The sequence below is a fragment of the Shewanella sp. BF02_Schw genome, from assembly GCF_014596695.2.
Lineage (GTDB): Bacteria > Pseudomonadota > Gammaproteobacteria > Enterobacterales > Shewanellaceae > Shewanella.
This window is the reverse complement of sequence record NZ_JABKAW020000001.1, coordinates 193,188-213,040: the sequence shown is the minus strand read 5'-3', so window position 1 is coordinate 213,040 and position 19,853 is coordinate 193,188. Positions and strand designations below refer to the sequence as shown.

At 42.0% G+C, this 19,853-nt stretch carries 19 protein-coding genes; 5 read left to right on the top strand and 14 right to left on the bottom strand.

Going from position 1 to position 19,853, the window contains the following annotated elements:
* Positions 1-82 precede the first annotated feature (82 nt).
* Positions 83-1,579 (bottom strand): aldehyde dehydrogenase, encoded by a 1,497-nt coding sequence (locus HNW13_RS01120; RefSeq protein ID WP_101088798.1) that lies wholly within the window; start codon positions 1,577-1,579, stop codon positions 83-85.
* Positions 1,580-1,891: 312 nt separating this feature from the next.
* On the opposite strand from HNW13_RS01120, the gene HNW13_RS01115 reads away from it, so the two are divergent.
* The 4 genes from HNW13_RS01115 to HNW13_RS01100 all read left to right on the top strand — a co-directional run bounded on the left by HNW13_RS01115 (position 1,892) and on the right by HNW13_RS01100 (position 6,027).
* The gene (locus HNW13_RS01115) at positions 1,892-3,244 is read left to right on the top strand and encodes an aspartate aminotransferase family protein (protein WP_182744192.1); all 1,353 of its coding nucleotides are present in this window, start codon (positions 1,892-1,894) and stop codon (positions 3,242-3,244) included.
* Between the two features lie 53 nt (positions 3,245-3,297).
* A complete protein-coding gene (locus tag HNW13_RS01110; RefSeq protein ID WP_101088796.1) occupies positions 3,298-4,797 on the top strand; it encodes a CoA-acylating methylmalonate-semialdehyde dehydrogenase in 1,500 nt (499 codons plus the stop codon).
* A gap of 12 nt (positions 4,798-4,809) precedes the next feature.
* On the top strand, positions 4,810-5,184 hold the full coding sequence (locus HNW13_RS01105) for a cupin domain-containing protein (protein WP_101088795.1): 375 nt from the start codon (positions 4,810-4,812) through the stop codon (positions 5,182-5,184).
* A gap of 120 nt (positions 5,185-5,304) precedes the next feature.
* Entirely contained in the window at positions 5,305-6,027 is a 723-nt protein-coding gene (locus tag HNW13_RS01100; protein ID WP_101088794.1) for a TorF family putative porin, read from the top strand.
* Positions 6,028-6,155: 128 nt separating this feature from the next.
* Here the strand turns inward: HNW13_RS01100 and HNW13_RS01095 are convergent, their stop codons facing one another.
* Positions 6,156-6,335 carry a hypothetical protein gene (locus tag HNW13_RS01095; protein ID WP_101088793.1) on the bottom strand — a complete coding sequence of 60 codons (180 nt, stop codon included), beginning with the start codon at positions 6,333-6,335 and terminating at the stop codon, positions 6,156-6,158.
* 406 nt (positions 6,336-6,741) lie between these two features.
* Here HNW13_RS01095 and HNW13_RS01090 point away from each other — a divergent pair, with 406 nt between their 5' ends.
* Complete coding sequence (locus tag HNW13_RS01090; protein WP_011638471.1) at positions 6,742-7,086, top strand: DUF3634 family protein; 345 nt, start codon at positions 6,742-6,744, stop codon at positions 7,084-7,086.
* Positions 7,087-7,272: 186 nt separating this feature from the next.
* Here HNW13_RS01090 and HNW13_RS01085 read toward each other — a convergent pair whose 3' ends face one another.
* The 12 genes from HNW13_RS01085 to HNW13_RS01030 form a co-directional block, all read right to left on the bottom strand.
* Positions 7,273-7,773, bottom strand: coding sequence for a DUF3833 domain-containing protein (locus HNW13_RS01085; protein ID WP_243756201.1), 501 nt, complete (start codon positions 7,771-7,773; stop codon positions 7,273-7,275).
* A 143-nt stretch (positions 7,774-7,916) separates the two neighbouring features.
* Positions 7,917-8,609, bottom strand: a complete 693-nt coding sequence (locus HNW13_RS01080) for a chalcone isomerase family protein (protein ID WP_192114368.1) — start codon at positions 8,607-8,609, stop codon at positions 7,917-7,919.
* A complete protein-coding gene (locus tag HNW13_RS01075) occupies positions 8,606-9,136 on the bottom strand; it encodes a DUF2878 domain-containing protein (protein WP_192114367.1) in 531 nt (176 codons plus the stop codon). Before HNW13_RS01075 ends, HNW13_RS01080 begins: the two co-directional genes overlap by 4 nt.
* Before the next feature lie 80 nt (positions 9,137-9,216).
* The gene (locus tag HNW13_RS01070) at positions 9,217-10,455 is read right to left on the bottom strand and encodes a cyclopropane-fatty-acyl-phospholipid synthase family protein (RefSeq protein WP_182744208.1); all 1,239 of its coding nucleotides are present in this window, start codon (positions 10,453-10,455) and stop codon (positions 9,217-9,219) included.
* Positions 10,456-10,555: 100 nt separating this feature from the next.
* Entirely contained in the window at positions 10,556-11,377 is an 822-nt protein-coding gene (locus tag HNW13_RS01065) for a DUF1365 domain-containing protein (RefSeq protein ID WP_192114366.1), read from the bottom strand.
* Positions 11,374-12,642 (bottom strand): FAD-dependent oxidoreductase, encoded by a 1,269-nt coding sequence (locus tag HNW13_RS01060; protein WP_192114365.1) that lies wholly within the window; start codon positions 12,640-12,642, stop codon positions 11,374-11,376. Before HNW13_RS01060 ends, HNW13_RS01065 begins: the two co-directional genes overlap by 4 nt.
* A 54-nt stretch (positions 12,643-12,696) precedes the next feature.
* Positions 12,697-13,446 (bottom strand): SDR family NAD(P)-dependent oxidoreductase, encoded by a 750-nt coding sequence (locus HNW13_RS01055; protein WP_192114364.1) that lies wholly within the window; start codon positions 13,444-13,446, stop codon positions 12,697-12,699.
* Positions 13,446-13,844 carry a nuclear transport factor 2 family protein gene (locus HNW13_RS01050; protein WP_192114450.1) on the bottom strand — a complete coding sequence of 133 codons (399 nt, stop codon included), beginning with the start codon at positions 13,842-13,844 and terminating at the stop codon, positions 13,446-13,448. The genes HNW13_RS01055 and HNW13_RS01050 overlap by 1 nt, the downstream gene beginning before the upstream one ends.
* A 331-nt stretch (positions 13,845-14,175) precedes the next feature.
* Positions 14,176-15,501, bottom strand: coding sequence for an ammonia-forming cytochrome c nitrite reductase subunit c552 (locus HNW13_RS01045; RefSeq protein WP_243756200.1), 1,326 nt, complete (start codon positions 15,499-15,501; stop codon positions 14,176-14,178).
* Between the two features lie 190 nt (positions 15,502-15,691).
* Entirely contained in the window at positions 15,692-16,903 is a 1,212-nt protein-coding gene (locus tag HNW13_RS01040) for an NnrS family protein (RefSeq protein WP_192114362.1), read from the bottom strand.
* A 313-nt stretch (positions 16,904-17,216) separates the two neighbouring features.
* On the bottom strand, positions 17,217-18,650 hold the full coding sequence (gene phrB / locus HNW13_RS01035) for a deoxyribodipyrimidine photo-lyase (protein WP_192114361.1): 1,434 nt from the start codon (positions 18,648-18,650) through the stop codon (positions 17,217-17,219).
* 11 nt (positions 18,651-18,661) lie between these two features.
* Positions 18,662-19,615, bottom strand: coding sequence for a DUF523 and DUF1722 domain-containing protein (locus HNW13_RS01030; RefSeq protein ID WP_192114449.1), 954 nt, complete (start codon positions 19,613-19,615; stop codon positions 18,662-18,664).
* Positions 19,616-19,853: the final 238 nt, after the last annotated feature.

Genomic DNA, 19,853 nt, shown 5'->3' with positions numbered 1-19,853 from the left:
TGAATTATCCAGCGCGGAGATGACCAATAAAAAAGCCCTTTATTGCTAAAGGGCTTGCTATTAATCTACATTAAAATGCCTGTTATAGGGCTATCCAAGTTGCTTTGATTTCGGTGTACTTATCAAACGCATGTAATGATTTATCTCGGCCATTACCTGACTGTTTATAACCACCAAACGGTGCAGTCATGTCGCCGCCATCATAATGGTTAATCCACACCATACCGCTGCGCAGCGCTTTGGCCGTTTTGTGAGCTTTACTTAAGTTTGATGTCCACACACCTGCCGCTAAACCATACATAGTGTCGTTGGCAATCTTGACGGCTTGTTCCATGCCATCAAACTCGATTACCGATAACACTGGGCCAAAAATCTCTTCGCTGGCAATGGTCATGTCATTTCTAACATTGCTAAAAATGGTAGGTTGTACATACATGCCGCCAGTTTCTGCCATCACTTGTTTACCACCATCAACCAAGGTAGCACCTTGCTCACTACCGGCTTTAATGTAATTAAGCACGTTAGTCAGTTGCTGTTGATCAACCATTGCACCGCAGGTTGTTTTAGGATCAAGTGGATGCCCTGGTTGCCACCCTTGCATTTCTTCAACAATAAGCTTGATTAACTCATCTTTTACGCCTGACTCAACCAATAAACGAGAACCGGCAGTGCACACTTCGCCTTGGTTAAAAGCAATGGCGACTGCGGCGGCTTCTGCAGCTGCTTTTAAATCTGGTGCGTCATTAAACACAATATTAGGGCTCTTACCGCCCGCTTCTAACCACACGCGCTTCATGTTTGACTCGCCTGCGTAAATCATTAACTGCTTAGCAATTTTAGTTGAACCAGTGAATACTAAAGTATCGACATCCATGTGCAGTGCCAACGCTTTACCAACTGTATGACCAAAACCAGGTAATACGTTGAGTACCCCTGCAGGAATACCCGCTTCAATCGCTAATTGCGCCATGCGAATAGCCGTAAGTGGTGATTTTTCAGATGGCTTTAAAATCACACTATTACCCGTGGCGAGTGAAGGCCCAAGCTTCCAGCATGCCATAATCATTGGGAAATTCCATGGCACAATGGCTGCAACCACACCAACGGGTTCGCGAGTGATCATGCCTATTTCATTATGAGCAGTAGGAGCAATTTCATCATAAATTTTATCTATCGCTTCACCATACCAACGTATAGCACGGGCAGCGCCGACCACATCAACGCCTTTGGAGTGTTGAATTGGTTTACCCATATCAAGCGTTTCAAGTAACGCCAATTCATCGGCATTTTCTTCGAGTAAATCAGCAAACTTAATCATGACTTGCTTGCGCTTTACTGGCGGTAACATTGACCAAGTACCCGCTTCAAACACTTCACGCGCGTTCGCGACAGCAAGGTTAGCATCGGCTAAATCACAACTAGCCACTTTAGCCAATACTTGGCCATCAATAGGGCTGATACAGTCAAATGTGTCACCAGAAGCGGCACCTTGATATTGACCATTAATGAAAGCTTGCCCAGTGATTTTTAGACTTGCTGCTAGTGCTTCCCAATCGCTACGACTTGTTGGAGTACTCATTGTGACCTCGAAATAATAAATGGATTGATAAGCACCAAACTGCGCTAAAAAGCAGGTGCTAAACCTAAAATTTGTGCCACATAAAATGGATTATCGACACAATAACCTTGATGAATATTGTCACCTGATTATGCTCAACAGCAAGATATTTTCAATATATTTTACAAAATAGGCACATTTAGTTTAAATAAATGCACAAAACACTTTAACGTTCATTATTTTTGACATAGCATAGCGAATATTCGTCACTCATTATTTAATCAATTTGAGATGAATCCCTAGTAATTGTAGCTATCAATGTAGAGTCAATTTATGAGCGAATATCAGCAAAATGGAACTGGCGATTCATCGCAAACATTGCCGAACATGGCACATTTTTGGATGCCGTTTACTGCCAATAAGCAATTTAAGACTAATCCTAGGCTTTTGGTTTCGGCACAAGGAATGTATTACACCGATATTGAAGGCAATAAAGTACTCGATGCTACTGCCGGTTTATGGTGTTGCAATGCTGGCCACGGCCGCCAAGAAATCTCCCAAGCGGTAAGCCAACAAATTAGCCAAATGGATTATGCACCGTCTTTTCAAATGGGCCATCCGCTCGCCTTTGAATTAGCGCATAAACTCAGTCAGCTGAGCCCTGACGGATTGGATAAGGTGTTTTTTACCAATTCCGGTTCAGAATCGGTAGATACCGCCCTAAAAATGGCGCTTTGTTATCATCGCGCTAATGGTCAAGCCACGCGTACTCGGTTTATCGGCCGCGAGCTTGGTTATCATGGTGTCGGTTTTGGCGGGATTTCAGTCGGTGGGATCAGTAATAATCGCAAAACCTTTAGTCAGCAATTACTCCAGGGGATCGATCACCTGCCTCATACACTCGATATTGCCAATAATGCCTTTAGCCACGGTTTACCGCCACACGGTTTGGATAAAGCCGAAGTGCTTGAGCAACTGATTACCTTACATGGCGCCGAGAACATTGCCGCGGTCATTGTTGAGCCTATGTCTGGTTCTGCTGGGGTTATTTTACCGCCAGATGGATACTTAACGCGGTTACGCGAAATCACCCAAAAGCACGGCATTTTATTAATATTCGATGAAGTGATCACCGGCTTTGGCCGAGTCGGTGCCGCCTTTGCCAGCGAGCGCTGGCAAGTTACCCCAGACATGATCACCACAGCCAAAGCCATTAATAATGGTGCAATTCCAATGGGGGCGGTATTTGTTAGCAATACCATTCACGACACCTGCATGCATGGCCCTGATGAATTAATAGAATTTTTCCATGGTTATACCTATTCCGGTCATCCGGTCGCGGCTGCCTCAGCACTTGCGACCTTATCCATATATGAAGATGAGCAATTATTTGAACGCGCAAAAGGGCTTGAGTCTTATTTCGAGCAAGCGGTTCACAGCCTTAAAGGTTTACCAAACGTGATTGATATTCGTAATACCGGTTTAGTTGCAGGTATTCAATTAGCACCAAGTGATAAAGGCGTGGGTAAACGAGGTTATGACATTTTTGATCATTGCTTTAGGCATGGCGCGTTAGTACGGGCAACGGCTGACATTATTGCAATATCTCCGCCACTTATAGTGGAAAAGTCACAAATCGACGACATGGTTAATCACATTACCGATGCAATTAACGCTGTTGGTTAACGCTGTTAGTTAATATTTTCTGAATACATATTTTGCTTAAAAGGATCCCGTTCATGCTTAACATCACTCATTTTGTCGATGGGCAACACACCCCAGCCAGTCAACGTAATCAAACCATCTATGATCCTGCTACGGGGGAAACTCGTGGCCAAGTATCATTGGCGAGTCACGATGAAGTAAGCTTGGCGGTAACGGTTGCCAGAAATGCCTATCAGACTTGGTCACAAGTGACGCCACTTAATCGTGCTCGGGTATTATTTAAGTTTAAAGCGTTAGTAGAGCAAAATATTGATAAATTGGCCCAACTCATCACTCTTGAACATGGCAAAGTGTTGGATGATGCTAAAGGTGAAATTACCCGAGGGCTTGAAGTTGTTGAGTTTGCTTGCGGCATTCCGCATTTACTCAAAGGTGAACATACTCAACAAGTGGGTGGTGGCGTTGACTCATGGTCTGTTAACCAATCGTTGGGTGTCGTCGCAGGTATTTCACCGTTTAACTTTCCTGTCATGGTGCCAATGTGGATGTTCCCTATCGCAATAGCCTGCGGTAATACCTTTATCATGAAGCCGTCTGAAAAAGACCCCAGTGCAGTAATGTTTATTGCCGAATTACTGACACAAGCAGGCCTGCCAAATGGCGTGTTTAACGTGATTAATGGCGATAAAGAAGCCGTTGATGCTTTATTAACTCATCCCGATGTTCACGCAATTAGTTTTGTTGGCTCAACCCCGATTGCCGAATACATTTACAGCACCGCCTCTGCTCACGGTAAACGAGTGCAAGCATTGGGCGGGGCTAAAAATCACATGTTATTAATGCCAGATGCTGACTTAGATCAAGCGGTCAATGCATTAATGGGTGCAGCATATGGTAGTGCAGGTGAACGCTGTATGGCTATTTCGGTGGTACTCGCGGTCGGCGATGTGGGCGAAAAATTAGTCGAGGCATTATTACCGCAAATTAGTGCCTTAAAAATTGGCAGCGGTATTACCCCTGAAATGGACATGGGACCGTTAATTTCGGCCCAGCATTTAGCTAAAGTACGCGATTATGTCGAAGCGGGTGTTAAGGAAGGTGCAACATTAGTCGTTGATGGCCGAGACATCAGTATTCAAGACCACCAGCAAGGTTACTTTTTAGGTGCGTGCTTATTTGACCATGTCACGCCAACGATGAGCATTTACCAACAGGAAATTTTTGGTCCTGTGTTAGCCATCGTCCGCGTCGATAACTATGCCGATGCATTGACGCTGATTAACCAACACGAATTTGGTAATGGCACCGCTATTTTTACTCAAAGTGGCCAAGTAGCTCGTCACTTTTGTCACCATGTTGAAGTGGGCATGGTCGGCGTTAATGTGCCGATTCCGGTGCCGATGGCATTTCATAGCTTTGGCGGTTGGAAACGATCGCTATTTGGGCCGCTGCACATGCACGGACCCGATGGCGTTCGTTTTTATACCAAGCGCAAAGCCATTACCGCTCGCTGGCCACAAGCTAAAACCGACACTAATGAACCTTCGGCATTTATTATGCCGACCATGAAATAAGTGAAGCCAACGATGAAGCATATTAACGATATTACGCTTTTTAGTAGTCAATCAACTGCGGTTGAGTCGTATCACTTAACGGATGAAAAACTGCTTACTGGTGATCCACTGCAGTCAGTGCAAAACCATTTCGAAAGCCCGTGCAAGCAGTTTAATGTTGGCATTTGGCAAAGTGAACCAGGCAGTTGGAATATCAATTATAGCGAATATGAGTATTGCGATATTCTCGAAGGCTGTAGCATTATCACCGACAGCCAAGGCAAAAGCTTAACCGTCAATGCTGGTGATAAATTTGTTATTCCTGCTGGCTTTACCGGCACATGGGAAGTCGTCAATCATTGTAAAAAAATCTACGTTATGTTTGAACAACAGCTTGAACAAACATAGTGTTTAACCGCCATGCGGTACAGACTAAATCGTTACGGTTTTAGGTCTGATAAGTGGCATTCGCAGCCGTTGTGTACCTAAATACCAACAACTGTATTTTATGTAAATGGAGATAATATCGTGTCGAACACATTAAAAAGAACGCGAATTGCACTGTTAACTGGATTAACATTATCAGCTACCCTACTGGCTCCACTCGCTACGGCAGAAGTCTCTGGTGCAATCACTGTAACCAACGACTACCGCTTCCGAGGTGTGTCACAAAGTGCAGCAGATCCCGCACTACAAGGTAATATTGACTGGAGCCATGATAGCGGATTTTTCGTCGGTGCTTGGGCAAGTACCATTGATTTTGATGAGCCTGAATACAATGGCCCAGATGTAGAGATTGATTTGTATGCTGGTTATTACGGTGAAATTAACGATGACACTAGCTATGACTTAACCTTGTACCGTTATAACTACCCTGGAGAAAGTGATTTAGACTATCTAGAAGTCAGCGCAGGTATCGACTTTAGTGGTTTTAGAGCCGCTTACTGGTTTACTAATGATTATGGTGGCAGCGATCTTGACCTACATTACACCGAAATCAATTATGGCTGGGAGTTTGCTGATAACTGGAGCCTAGATTTGCATTATGGTTACAATTTTGGCGACGCCATTGATGACGGAGAAGGCTTTGACAGCTATTCAGACTACTCTATTGGTGTATCAACAGAAGTGTCAGGTTTTGGCATCTCGGTTGCGTATTTAGACACCGACATTGATGGTGATAATGAAGTAAGTTCTGATCTATATAAAAACACCGGTACTTTATTAGCGAGCGTTAGTTACGCGTTCTAAGCCGAGTGAGTTAATCAGTACCCATGATTACAAGTCAGTCTTAAAAACAAAAAACCGCCAATGGCGGTTTTTTTATGACAAATATTTAACGAAAAACAGTAGCGATACAACAAAAGAAAAAACAGAAATTACTTAGTATTCAAACCTGTTAGCGGCTGCCCTAGGGCTTGTTTTTTAACGCATTGCCAACCATCTGCAAGATTTTGTAATTGCTCGTTTCGTTGCGGAAACTGGCTGGCTAAATTACGCATCAGTGATGATTGAATCTCACAAATTTCGGCCCAACGATCAGCATTAGATAATGGCATTTTTCAATCCTTAAATAAGTTGTACATCCGTTTACATGCGTTCATGTATGTACATTAATGTAGCACAGCCCACTTTTTTAGAAAGCTATATTTACACCGTAAATCAGCTTAAAAAAACGCCACACACATACCAATTAAGCTTTTAGCTGATTTAAAAGAAATTTTGTTTCATAAAAAAGAAACACGCATTCAATTAATATGAGTCAAACAATGAACTGCTAATCTAAAGCACTTATATGAAAAAATGATATGACAACATTTGATGGATTCATAAATGAGGTTTTATTGATGCGATATAATTTAGATCTTGCGCATAGATTTCAATAAAATAGCATTGCATCCATGGCATACCAGAGTATCTTATTGTTATAGCAACCGTTGAATATACGGCACAAAGGAGCGAACTATGGCTGATACCATCATAAAAATACTGATAATTGCAGGATTATTTTTTCTGGCCTATAAACTGATTTTTAGTGGTAGCCGTGGGTTAACACTTTTTGAGATGCATTTTAAAGATGGCAAGCTCAACAAGCATAAAGGCAAAATACCAGAGAAGTTTGAACGTGATTGTCGTGCCATAGCCAAATCTAATAAACTGACTTGCACGGTCAGAGCTGAAAAATCTGGTGACGTACGTTTACACGTGTCGGCCAATATTGGCGATAATTTAATCCAGCAAATTCGTAACCAGTTTCCGTTTGAGTATTACGATAAGAAACAGTCTGACGCGTCTAAACTTAAAGGCTAACATGGCCTGTTGAGCAAACGAAAAATGGACTCTAATGAGTCCATTTTTGTGTCTGTTTTCATGTCTATTTAGATTTAGTAAAAGTGACTGTACGCTCTAACTTAGTGCCCGACTATTGCTTAACACTTTCAGGGCTCAGCTTTTATGCTTAGTCGATTTAACTATTCAATGACTTAGCGATACCACTTAGTCAGGCTGTTTAGAAATCACCAAGGTGACTTGAGCGACTGTGATACCAAATTTAATAATATCGCTTTTATTGATAATGGTTTGCTCATCGACCAGAAACATCCAGTCATCAAAAAGAACTTCATATTCACTGCCATCAACTGGCAATATCATGTCATAACGCCATCGCAATGCACTACCGCGAGACTCACCTTGAGCAATGCCTAATATGTCATTGGCGGTTCCCTCATAGAGCCCATTTCCTTTATCAGTAATGTTCCACACTCGGGTTTGCTTTTCGCCATCATCGTAAATAAACCATTCGTTTATCACACCCTGCTTACCTTCAGGCGAATCAACCCAGTGCGCTTCCATGGTGACGGTAAATTTGCGGGTCACCTTGCCTGAAAAATCTTGTACTACTCCAGCTGCCGTTAATTTACCATCAAAAAACGTGGCTAAATCTAACGTTGGAGTCGTTTGTTGATAATCTTCAATCGATGCTGATGAACATGACATAACGCCTAATGCGAGTCCAACATATAAGCTAGTTTGAGCCAGCTTTCGCGCTAATTGCTTAGTTAATTGTTGAGTTAACCGTTGAGTTAGCGTTCGGGCGCAAAAATGTCGCTGCTTACGGATGAATAATAAAATCGCGTGCATTAGTTAACTCCAATCAGTTGGTTACGTAACTCAGGACGGCTGGTTTTCTCAGACAACCAAATGCCGAGAAACGCCTCAGGGAATTGGGCATTACTGACTTGATAATAAGGGGTGTCGTTGAGTAAAAATGCCGCATCTTCAGGTGTGTTAACCTTAAAGGTCAGCCTGTCGCCCTGTTTAACATCTGGCCAGGCATTAACTAACTGCTGCCTGTACAATTCAATATTGGCTTCGGTAAAACCTAAGTGCTGCCATTGTTCAATAGTGGCATCAACCAAATCAATAGCATCGATGTCGCGATGGTATTGAATGTCGAGAATCATTGGAAAGCGATTAGCTTGGTATTTACCGTCAATAGAGAATAACTTCGCACTATAAATATCAAGCCATAACAGACTCATATCAGCAGTGCCAACTTGAATCAATGTCGCATCGCTTATACCGTTCTTGTCGCTTATACCGCTTATATCGTTTTTATCACTTATACCGTTCTTGTCGTTCTTGTCGCTTATATCACTTTTTTCGCCCTTATCGTTGATATCATTTGCAGACGCATCGTTAATGCTCACCGCAACAATCAACGTTAACACTAATGCGCCCACCACACCGAACAGCAGTTCGACCAACCAATGTGATGATTGATGTAGCTTAATGTGTGGTTGCGACTTGACGCCATTATGTAAAGTTTTCATCTACGATTCTCCAAAGCAAGATCCACCGTTGTGATTCGAGAGCTAACAGCTAGCAATACGGGAAATAAGCAACTCCAGATCAATGCCAGTATAAACGCGCTCCACATCTCGCCTAAGGGCAACATTACTGCGTTAAATTTAGCTCCTGCGAGATAACTTAAACAGCCAAATACACCACCAAATAAGGCTTGTAACCAAATAGGAAACTTTCTAAAAAAAACTAAGCTGTAATCCAAACAAAGCGCAAAGTAGAGCCACAACAATCCCAACCAGTAAGGAATATTGGCGAACTCAAATACGCCAAACCACACCAATAGACTGTCAACCGCGATGCCAATCACACCACAGACACACATTACCAGTGCATCATGACGAACTGATGTTGATAACAAAAAATGGCCAATGAGCAATAAAATAGACAGTAAGATAAGTTGGTTATGAGCTAATACGCCTGCCCACCACACCAATTGAAAGCACAAAGCATTAATTAAAATATATAATTTTGGAGGAATACCGTAAGAAGACATAACACCTCACACTAACAGGATGAGACGTCCCGGCAACGTATTACCGGGGAATATAATGGCTATTGGGCTGTAGAACTATATTATAGTGGGCGGTATTGCGGTCGAACGGCAACGAGGTGAACCGTGCTAGTAGTGCGCTCTAAAAACCCACCTTCGCAGTAGCTCAAATAAAACTTCCACATACGGATAAAGTCATCGCCGTAATTTAAGGCTTTTATTTTATCGTAGGCAGCATCAAAATTTTCATGCCAGTGTTTTAGGGTACGCGCATAGTCTTTGCCCATATCGTCGATAGACCAGGTTACCATGTCGGTTTTCTTGGCAATATGTTTGGTCATTTCACTCACCGACGGTAAACAACCACCGGGAAAAATATAACGCTGAATAAAGTCAACACTCTTACGATAACTGTCGTAACGTTGATCGGCAATTGTAATAGCTTGAATGAGCATGCGACCGCTTGGCTTAAGCAGATGTTGTAGCTTTTCAAAAAATCCTGCTAAATATTCGTGTCCCACAGCTTCGATCATTTCAATTGAAACCACGCGATCATATTCACCAGTCAGTAAACGATAATCTTGTTTTAGCAAGGTAATCCTGTCTTCAAGCCCTTCTTGCTTTACTCGCGCCTGTGCATAATCGAACTGGGCATCAGAAATGGTAGTAGTGGTCACATGTACGCCATAATGTTTTGCAGCATAAATGGCCAACGCGCCCCAACCAGTTCCCACTTCAAGCAAGGTTTGACCTGGGGTTAACTCTAAGCGCTCGCAAATGGTCTGCAATTTATGTAATTGCGCTTCATTCAAGCTGCTGTCATCTGCCGGATAAAGTGCACTTGAATACATCATTTCTGGGTCAAGAAACTCCTTATACATGTCATTACCTAAGTCGTAATGAGCCAGAATATTGCGTTTTGAACCCGTTTCAGAATTACGATTAAATATATGCTTAATGCGATTAACGCCGTTGCTCAACCATGAAAAATAACGTTCTATGTTGTCTAGTAATGTTAAATTTTGCGCAAAAACCTGCACCACTTTAGTTAAGTCAGGGCTACACCAATGGCCTTGAATATAAGCTTCGCCAGCCCCAATTGAACCACCAAACACCACTTGACGATAAAAGTTGGCATGCTGAACTTGCATAGTTGCGTGAACTTCGCTTTTAGGATCGCCAAACTCTGATGTTTGATTACCATCGACAATGGTTAAATGACCTTCTGCAAGATGTGCTAATGCACGAAGAAGAATTTTCCTTGCTAGGCTGTCAGACAAACTCGCTTGAGTCATGCTGCTTTCTGTCGCCGTATTTTCCATGTCATCTCTCCAGTTCATACACTGTCTAATTCGTTCGCTTTATTGGCGTAATTAAAGATTAATACGTGATAAGCATCTATTTGGTTTACATTTTGTAAAATTAGTTAGCTTTAATCGTTTGCTTGCCTACAAAAGGGATTCGTTTAATAAATAGCTTCATTGCCTGCCAATAAATACCCAGCATAATTTTGCTAGTCATCAAGGGATAATTCAGCATAAATCGACGCATAGATCGCGAATTTATCGATTGGCGTTTTAACACTAAACCGGCATCAAATAATTTATCGTTATTGGCATTTCGATTTTCGATGGTCACTTTCAAGTTTTTGGCCGGAGGCGTAATACGCCACAAGTAATGCATGTCTAAATTCATAAACGGAGACACATGAAAGACTTTGTCTGTTTGAACGGTATTCGCAATATCAACCAGATAACAATGGCGCTCATTCCAAGGGGTATTACTGACCTCGGCAAGCATATAAACCATGTCATTTTGATGATAACAAAAGTAAAAATTGACCGGACTAAAATAAAAACCAAAATGGCGTATCTGCCCAGAAAATATCACTTTATCGCATGTTTGTGTGGCACCTAAATGCTTAATGGTTGCCAACACGCGTTGCTTTAATGCAGCAGCATCATCCCCCTTGCTCGCCCCGCTCAGCACGAGTTGCTCACCAAATTGTTGCTTTAGGGAATTGAGGTAATCGCCAGGGATAAATTTAAGCGGGGTAAACTTGTCTGTGGAAAACAATTTACTGACCGCCGTTAATGCCGGCAGTTCATCTAAATCAATTGCCATCATCGCAATGTTATAACCAAAACTGTGCAACTTAGGCGTATGACGGCGATGGTTTATCTTGCCGCAATAAATGCCACTGTTTAATTGATCATGTTCCATTATCGATGTGGTTTGATTCATAGACTAATCCCAAACAGATCGCATACATCAACTGCGCTACGAACGCCGTCTTCATGAAATCCATTATGCCAGTAAGCACCAGCAAAATAGGTATTATTTTTACCATTAATGAGTGATTTTTTCGCTTGCGACTTCATGCTGGCATCATTAAATACTGGGTGAGCATAATTAAACTTTCGCAAAATTTTACTTTCATCAATCGATGCAGTTTGATTTAGGGTGACACAAAATGTAGGTGCACTACTCGGTAAACACTGCAAAATATTCATATTATACGTCACGCTAGCCGGACGCTGAGCAATATCTTGCTGATTAACACCATCTAAACGATAGTTCCAACTTGCCCATGCCGCTTTACGCTTAGGCAATAAATTAATATCTGTGTGCAGCACCACTTCATTATTCTGATATTCCATTGCGCCTAACACGTCGATCTCATCTTGAGTGGCATCGGTTAACATCGCTAACGCTTGATCGCTATGGCAACTCAACACTACATCGTCAAAGTGCTGCCATTCACCGTTAGCAACTTGAACATACACACCATCATCGCTACGTTTGATACCACTCACTGGAGAATTAAGCTGGATACGTTCTTTAAACGGTGCGGTTAAGGCTGGGATATAACTGCGCGATCCACCTTCAAGTACATACCATTGCGGGCGATCATTAATATTTAATAAACCATGATGCTGGAAAAAACGAATAAAGAATCGCAATGAAAAGCCGCGCATATCATCAATACTGGCAGACCAAATCGCCGCGCCCATAGGCAAAATGTAATGCTCACAGAAAAAGGCTGAGAAACCTTGTTGATCAAGATACTCACCTAGTGAAGACGTTGGGTATTTGTCAGCCTCATAAATAACTTTACAACCATTGTTGAAACGAACAATTTCACCTAAAAACCGATAAAAACTTGGGCGTAACAAATTACGACGTTGGGCAAATAAGCTCCACAAATTATGACCATTATATTCAAGTCCTGTGAGTGCATTATTCACACTAAAACTCATTTCAGTCGGTAAAGACTTAATATTAAGTTGTGCCATTAATGTTTCAAATAGCGGATAAGTCCGGTCATTAAACACAATAAAACCAGAGTCAATTGCGTATTGCTGCCCTGCTACTTCCACATCAATGGTCGCTGTATGGCCACCAATATAATCATTAGCCTCAAACACGGTTACCGTGTGTTCACGGCTTAATAGGTGGGCACACGTTAACCCCGAAATCCCAGTACCAATTACAGCAATATTTTTCATTTAGTTAATCCTTGACGCTAATACTTGTTCTTGTGGTGAATTGACTTGGGTTTACTATTTAGGTGCCAGCAAAAATACTAGTAATTTTTCTGGCAATAAAGAGGCTAATTTAAGTAACCAAGTAAATTTAGTTGGGAAATGGATTTCACGGCGTTGACGCTGCATACCATTATAAATAGCCTCAGCCGCTTGCTTAGCGGTGATTTGCATTGGCATAGCAAAGTCGTTTTTGGCGGTTAACGGGGTTTTAACAAAGCCCGGACAAATAACGCTCACCCCAATACCATGCTGAGCAAGGTCAACTCGTAAACTACGGCCTAAATAACCAATAGCCGCTTTTGATGAACCATAAGCTTCGGCACGCGGAAACGGTAAATAAGTGGCACTTGAGCTCATTAACCCCAGTTGTGCACCACGGCTCAATAAAGGTAAAAAATGCTCAAGGCAGTAACCCATGGCAACCACATTAGTATTGATGACTCTGGCAAATAACGCTGAGTCGAAATGCAATGCATCGTCAATGTATTCACAGCTGCCAGCATTAAGAATCACCTGCTGCAACTGCCAGTGATTATCGTGTAACAGTTGCTTAAGTTTGGCGGCGGCGGCTTGTACCTGAGAACTATCGGTAATATCAAATTCAAGCGGAGTGGCACCAGTTATGGCTTGTAAGGCTTGGGCATTTCGACCACAGGCTATAACGGCCACGCCTTTGGCCAGATAATGCTCCGCTAAAGCTAAACCAATACCAGAACTTGCACCGGTTATCAAAACCGCTGTTGTATTTGCGGAAACGGTTGCCATTACTTAGTCACCCTATTTTTGAGTAAGCCAATTAACCCACCTAAAAACGGCACTTGCTCGTACAGCATTTGGCCCAGATCAAAATAATCACGGTGAGAAAAAATCTTCTCAGAGAATTTAAGTTGCGACATGCCTTCAACATTAATCAGCTGTCCCTTACTTAATTTAGGGTGTGAATAGCTCATAGTCCAATACAATGCTGCTTGTTGCTTATCAGCACTGATCACCACTTCTTTAATATCAAATTCAATGTGGGTGACATTTTGATACATGTTGGCAAAGTATTCGGTTAATGCTTCGATTCCCTCAACATGATGCATGGGATCTCGAAAGCAAATATCATCTCGATAAACTTGACGTAGTAAAAATAGATTATCTTTATTAAGCTTTTGATACATATCAATAAAAGCATCAACAATAATTGGATGACCATTAACGGACGCAGAACGGTCAGCATTTAATGATTCGGATTGAGTATCAACTGTCGACTGTGCACCTTGCATTAACGGACTCCTATTACACGACCAAGAAAGAATACACGTAACCAGATATAACAATGCCTTATATGACAATAAGATAAAAGTATTTCATGGCCGTGCAGTAAATAAAAACTAACTTGGTATTTATACGAGATAGCGCAGGAAGTAGATCACCCTTTAAACGAATCACAAAGTAATACGCCTAAGCATGGCTTAGGCGTTAATAACGTTTATAAATTGAAACTGTTCTTTAGTAACCCTTTTTGGCTACCGGCTGCCAGTACTTATCAACTTCTTGTTTAATAAAAGCTTGTTTGGCTTTAATGGCATCAGCTTCAATAAATCCAATAGCGGCATGGGCTTTTTGTTTGGTACTGTAATCTGGATACTCAACCTTGGTCACTGACATTTGACTCAATATGCGGGCTAATGCTTCACGGGCATACGTAACCTGTTCAGTTGATTTATCCAGTAACTCAATCCCTTCTTTAGGATTATGAGCGTACATACCATGCGATGCGGTGGCAAAATCCCAGCGCCATTGTGAATGACGAATAGCCATAATCGCATCATTCATTTGCGGCCATGTGGCTCCGGCATCCCATGCTGCTTTGGCTTCGTAATGTGCTTTAATCAGCAATGACTCTACATTTCGTGATTTAGCATCAATATTAGCTTTGGTTTTATCAAGCTTTTTGGTGATGGCCGCTTTACTGCTATGACAATTTGCACAACTACGATCAAAATTGTCTAATGCGCCACCCACCTTATGGTCAGTAAATGTAGCGCCTTTTTCATCGGTCGCAGGCGGCATATGACAAGTTATACACGTCACGCCTTGCTTAGCATGAGCCGAACGGCTCCAATGCTCAAACTCTGGATGACGCGCTTTTAATATTGGGGTTTTAGAAATGGGGTGGATCCATTCGTAAAAGCGACGAGTGTCGTAATACTTTTCAATTTCATCAGCAGTGCTGCCAAAAATCCATGGAATATTAACTTTGTTATTATTTTCAGGCTGGAAATAGTAACTCACATGACATTGACCACAAACCTGAGCGCCTTGCATGCTGCGGTCTTGCTTATCAAAAGGCAGTTTAATTTTTTCCATCGCATTTTGCGCATGAGGGCGTGGTAATGCGAGTTTAGCACTGCCATCAACATGACAATCACTGCAGTAAACAACGGATTTGATTTCACGGCCTAAATCGACAAAATTAGCACCTGAAAAACCTTGCATACCCATTTCTTTAATCAATCTAGGGGCATCAGGTGTTTTACAGGTCCAGCAACTGGCAGATAAACCTTTGTCGCCTTCAGCTATTGCAACACCAGTACGCAAGGTATGCGTCACGTCAGCAACAGCAAACTGATGCCCTCGAGGGCTATGGTATTCTTTGGCAAATGACGAACCCGCCCATAAAATGATATTGGCAGGATATTGCGCCAGTATATCGTCTCGTTCGACTTGTTCTTCTGTTGCTTGCCAAGAGTCATATTGTTGTGGAAACTTAAGTTGATTAGGATCCACTTCAGCACTTTGAAGCGACCAAGACGTTAGACTCAGCAATGCCATTGCGCTAATAATAATGCTTAACCCTACCTTGCTTCGCATTGGCCGAGTCGCTTTCATTATTACATCGATAAGTAGATCCATCATATTGCTAACCTTTCTCCAATCTCTTAATTTACAGCGCTACATTGTTCGATAAGTCTGTAGCACTACTTTTGAACTGTTTAGTATAGCGTCATCAATTTAGCTCACGTTATCCAGGACGACCATCAAGACGTGGACGCAGTAAAATCGGCGCGTAAAACCACACAAATAAACCAAAACCGATAAACCAACATGCTCCTGCGGCCCATAACCAAATTTGGGTGTATTCAGGCATCAACAAAGGCATTCCTGCACGTAAAATAGCGGCGAGAGGCAAACATAAAAATGCCCACGTCATATTAGGGCCTTGATAGATATTGCGACTAGTATGCCCAAGTGAAACGCGTGAAATCATTGATAAACATAATGATGCGATGCCGCCAATAGCAAATAAATGCAATAAGGTACGATAGGCATATTCGTTATCAATGTTGATTGCCATCAATAACAATGTGATTGGCAACGATAGATACGAAATATGCAATGACCACAGCATCGGCTCTTTTAGGGTTTTATGTGCTTGCCAACGAGCAAAACGGACTAAATGTAATATACCTGCTACTGCAAGCAGTGCTTGTTCAATCCCCTTTGGAAACCAATGACTTATTGCTTGAATAAACAGTAAACCCATTGCTAATAATAATGTATTTTCTAACACATTAATGGGATCAGGCTTGGGTTGTTGAATTTTCATTGCGGTAAAAAATGGTATAACTCGACCGCCAACAATGGTAATAACCATGGCAAGCCACCAAATCATTCCTTGCCATAATTGGGTCGACAACGAAAAGTTACGTTCGGACAAGGCGTAATAACTGGCTAAATTAACCAACAATGCGACCACCAGCATGATAGGAAAACCTATATTGCGCCATTGTTTAACCGGATAAATACAGCGCCACAATGCCAACGCACTTAACCCTAAAAATAAGCTGTCAAATATTGCAGGTAATATCAAAGGAATGTTCATTGGTAATAGCAACATTAAGCGGGCAATGAGCCAACAACCAAAGGTGACCATTAACGCGCGCCCCGTAATAGTGGGTTGATTGGTCCACGCTTGCACTGCTGTGAGTAAAAAACCGCACACAATAGCCATAGCGAAACCAAATAACATTTCGTGAGGATGCCACCATAGCGGCACAACGTTGGCCCAAAACTCACTGTTAAATAAGCTATATTGCGGAGTAAACCAGCCCATTAACCACAACGGGATGTATAACGCTGCGACACTTGCTCCACCTAAAAAAAACGGTCTAAAACCCAAACGCCATATTGCAGGAGTGTTATCAATTTCAGCAGGATCATCAATATTCAGCATAAGCAGTGCACTCACTTAGTGGATTAACATCAACAAGATTTAAACATGTATAATATATAAATCTTTAATATAGCCATTCTATGCTGTTAATTGATGTGCTTCAATCAATACTCATCAATCCACTCACCAGCCAAGCTCATAGTGTGATCTAACGCAAAAAAAGCCGCTATTATCATAAGAGATAATAGCGGCTTAATTGTGTTGTTGCTGATTTCTCGAACTAAAATGGACTCAGTAACCTGAGTTCAAGATAAAAAACGGCTCTCAAACAGCCCTTTGTCTTGCTAACTGCGTTAAATGTTGATCGAAACAATTAACCACGCTTTAGCGCACTTAGTACTTCTATCGCCCGCAAGCGTGCCATCTTGTGTTCAACAATAGGTTGTGGGTATCGGTCATCCTGGCGTTGTGCAAATAAGTCATTCACATTGATGGTTTTGGGTTGATGAATATCGGCCAAAGACCAAGTAGACAATTCGGGAACATAATGCTTTATGAAACTGGCATCAGGGTCGAACTTACTACTTTGCGTCATTGGGTTAAATACGCGAAAATAAGGTTGCGCATCGCAGCCTGTTCCTGCTGACCATTGCCAACCACCATTATTGGCGGCTAAGTCACCATCAATTAGTTTTTGCCTAAAATATCGCTCGCCCCAACGCCAATCCACCAATAGGTGTTTAGTTAAAAAGCTGGCTACCACCATGCGTAATCGATTATGCATCCAACCGGTTTGATTTAATTGACGCATAGCAGCATCAATAATTGGATAGCCTGTTTGGCCATCACACCAGGCGGTAAACTCAGCAAGATTATTGCGCCACACAATGCCGTCGCCTAACTCATTAAAGTTATGGTTCATGGATAGGCGTGGAAATGCCACCAGTAAATGGCGATAAAACTCACGCCAAATCAATTCATTTAACCACGTTTTTGCGGGGCAAGTATCATCAACTAAGGCTTGAGGATAACGCGCTAATATCGCTGCGACACATTGACGTGAACTAATAACCCCAATAGCTAAAAAAGGCGATAATCGACTGGTTCCTTCAAGGGCTGGAAAATCCCTCTCAGCTTGATAATCTGCAACTTGGTTTGCTAGAAATTGATCCAGTATTCGCTTTGCAGCGCCTTCTCCAGCAGACCATTGCTCACTAGACATTTTATCGCAGTTAAATACCACTTCACTGGGAGTTGCCAGTACTGCAGCGATTGGCGCAGGCACCGCGACCGGAACAATCGCGCGCTGGCCAGCAATGCTTTTCCACTTTTTAGCAAAAGGGCTAAATACTTTGTACATATCACCAGCCAAGTTTTTCACTTGCCCAGCTGCTAATACACAATCTTGGTCGATTAACGTTAATGGTACACCGCTATCGATTAAAGCGCGGTCTCGACGACGTTCATTTATTTCAGGCTCATTGGCAGCATACACAGCGGCAATATCATGCTGTGCGATATAAGCGGCTAACAGGGTTTGTACTTCATCGAAGTCTTGTGCGTGCAACACATCTAGATGAATACCTAACACCGCCAATGCCTGCGCTAACAAATTGACATGTCGCTGGATAAAATCAATTTGTATCGGTGCAACATCATGCTGCGCCCATTGTGCTGGTGTGACAAAATACACAGCTCGAACATGACTATGATTACTGGCAGCAAACTCACACGCAGCCACTAAAGCAGGGTTATCCGCCAAGCGTAAATCTTGCCTAAACCACATTAAACTATTCATAGAAGTCATTCACAATCGACCTAATAAGCATAACGAAGCTTAAGCGCTTCTGGATGTGGATTTAAATACACTTGGTCTTGAATATACGGGGTATGAAACTCACGCACATAATGGTTAATCAAGGTAATTGGCACTAGCAAAGGCAGCAGCCCTTGGCGATATTTTAAAATTGACTCACTCAACTCTTCTTTTTGTTCAGCGGTTAACTGCTTCTTAAAATAGCCTTGAATATGCTGCAAAGTACTGGTGTGATTTTTACGGGTGGCAATAATTTTAAGTGCCGTCATAAAGCCTTCAAAATATTGTTGCGCAGTTTGCTCAACATCTTGAATATCGGCCAATATAGGCCCTAAATCACGATACCACTTTGGGCTGTGAGCCATTAATAAATACTTATAACGCGAATGGAACTGCATTAGCTTATGTTTAGTGATGCCCGATTTAGTCATTTGCTTCCAATCGTTATAAGCAAATACACGGGTAAAAAAGTTTTCTCTTAATGGCAAGTCATGTAAACGGCCTTCTTCTTCTACTGGCAGAAATGGGTAGCGTTCCATTAATTTTTTTGCAAAAACACCGATGCCGGTTTTAGTGCCATGATTGGTACCAATTTTGTACTCGGTAACCCTTTCCATGCCACAGGTTGGTGATTTGGCACATAAAATATAACCGCCAAGGTAATCAAGCTCTTCCACTTTGGCTTGGGAGTATTCATTAAGCTTGTCTGTCACATCGAGCGTTCCATCAGCACTGCGAATATGCACTACATCGCCATCTCGTATTTGACGGATACTTTTGCGTGGTGCGCCCATGCCAATCGCCATTTCAGGGCAAACAGTGGTGTATTCAAAAAATGGTTCTATTTCTTGTCTACAGTAATAAGAGTTTTTGTGTCCGCCATCAAAGCGGACTTGGTTACCCAATAAGCAACTGCTGATCCCAATTTGGATTTTTTCTGGCACAAATGTATCGATATTTGGCATATTATGCACTCCTGTGGCAACTGTAATATTCCCAAAGTGGGATAAAAAAAGATGTCATGCTAACTACATATACTATTAAGCAAAAATACGAATAAAACACCCATTAAGTTCATTATTTATAGGGTTATTTATCGTTTTTGCAATATGAGCCTACATATTAGTCAAATAACGCACACAAAAAAACAGAACCTAAGTTCTGCTTCATTATTCATCTTTTACTTGTCTTCCA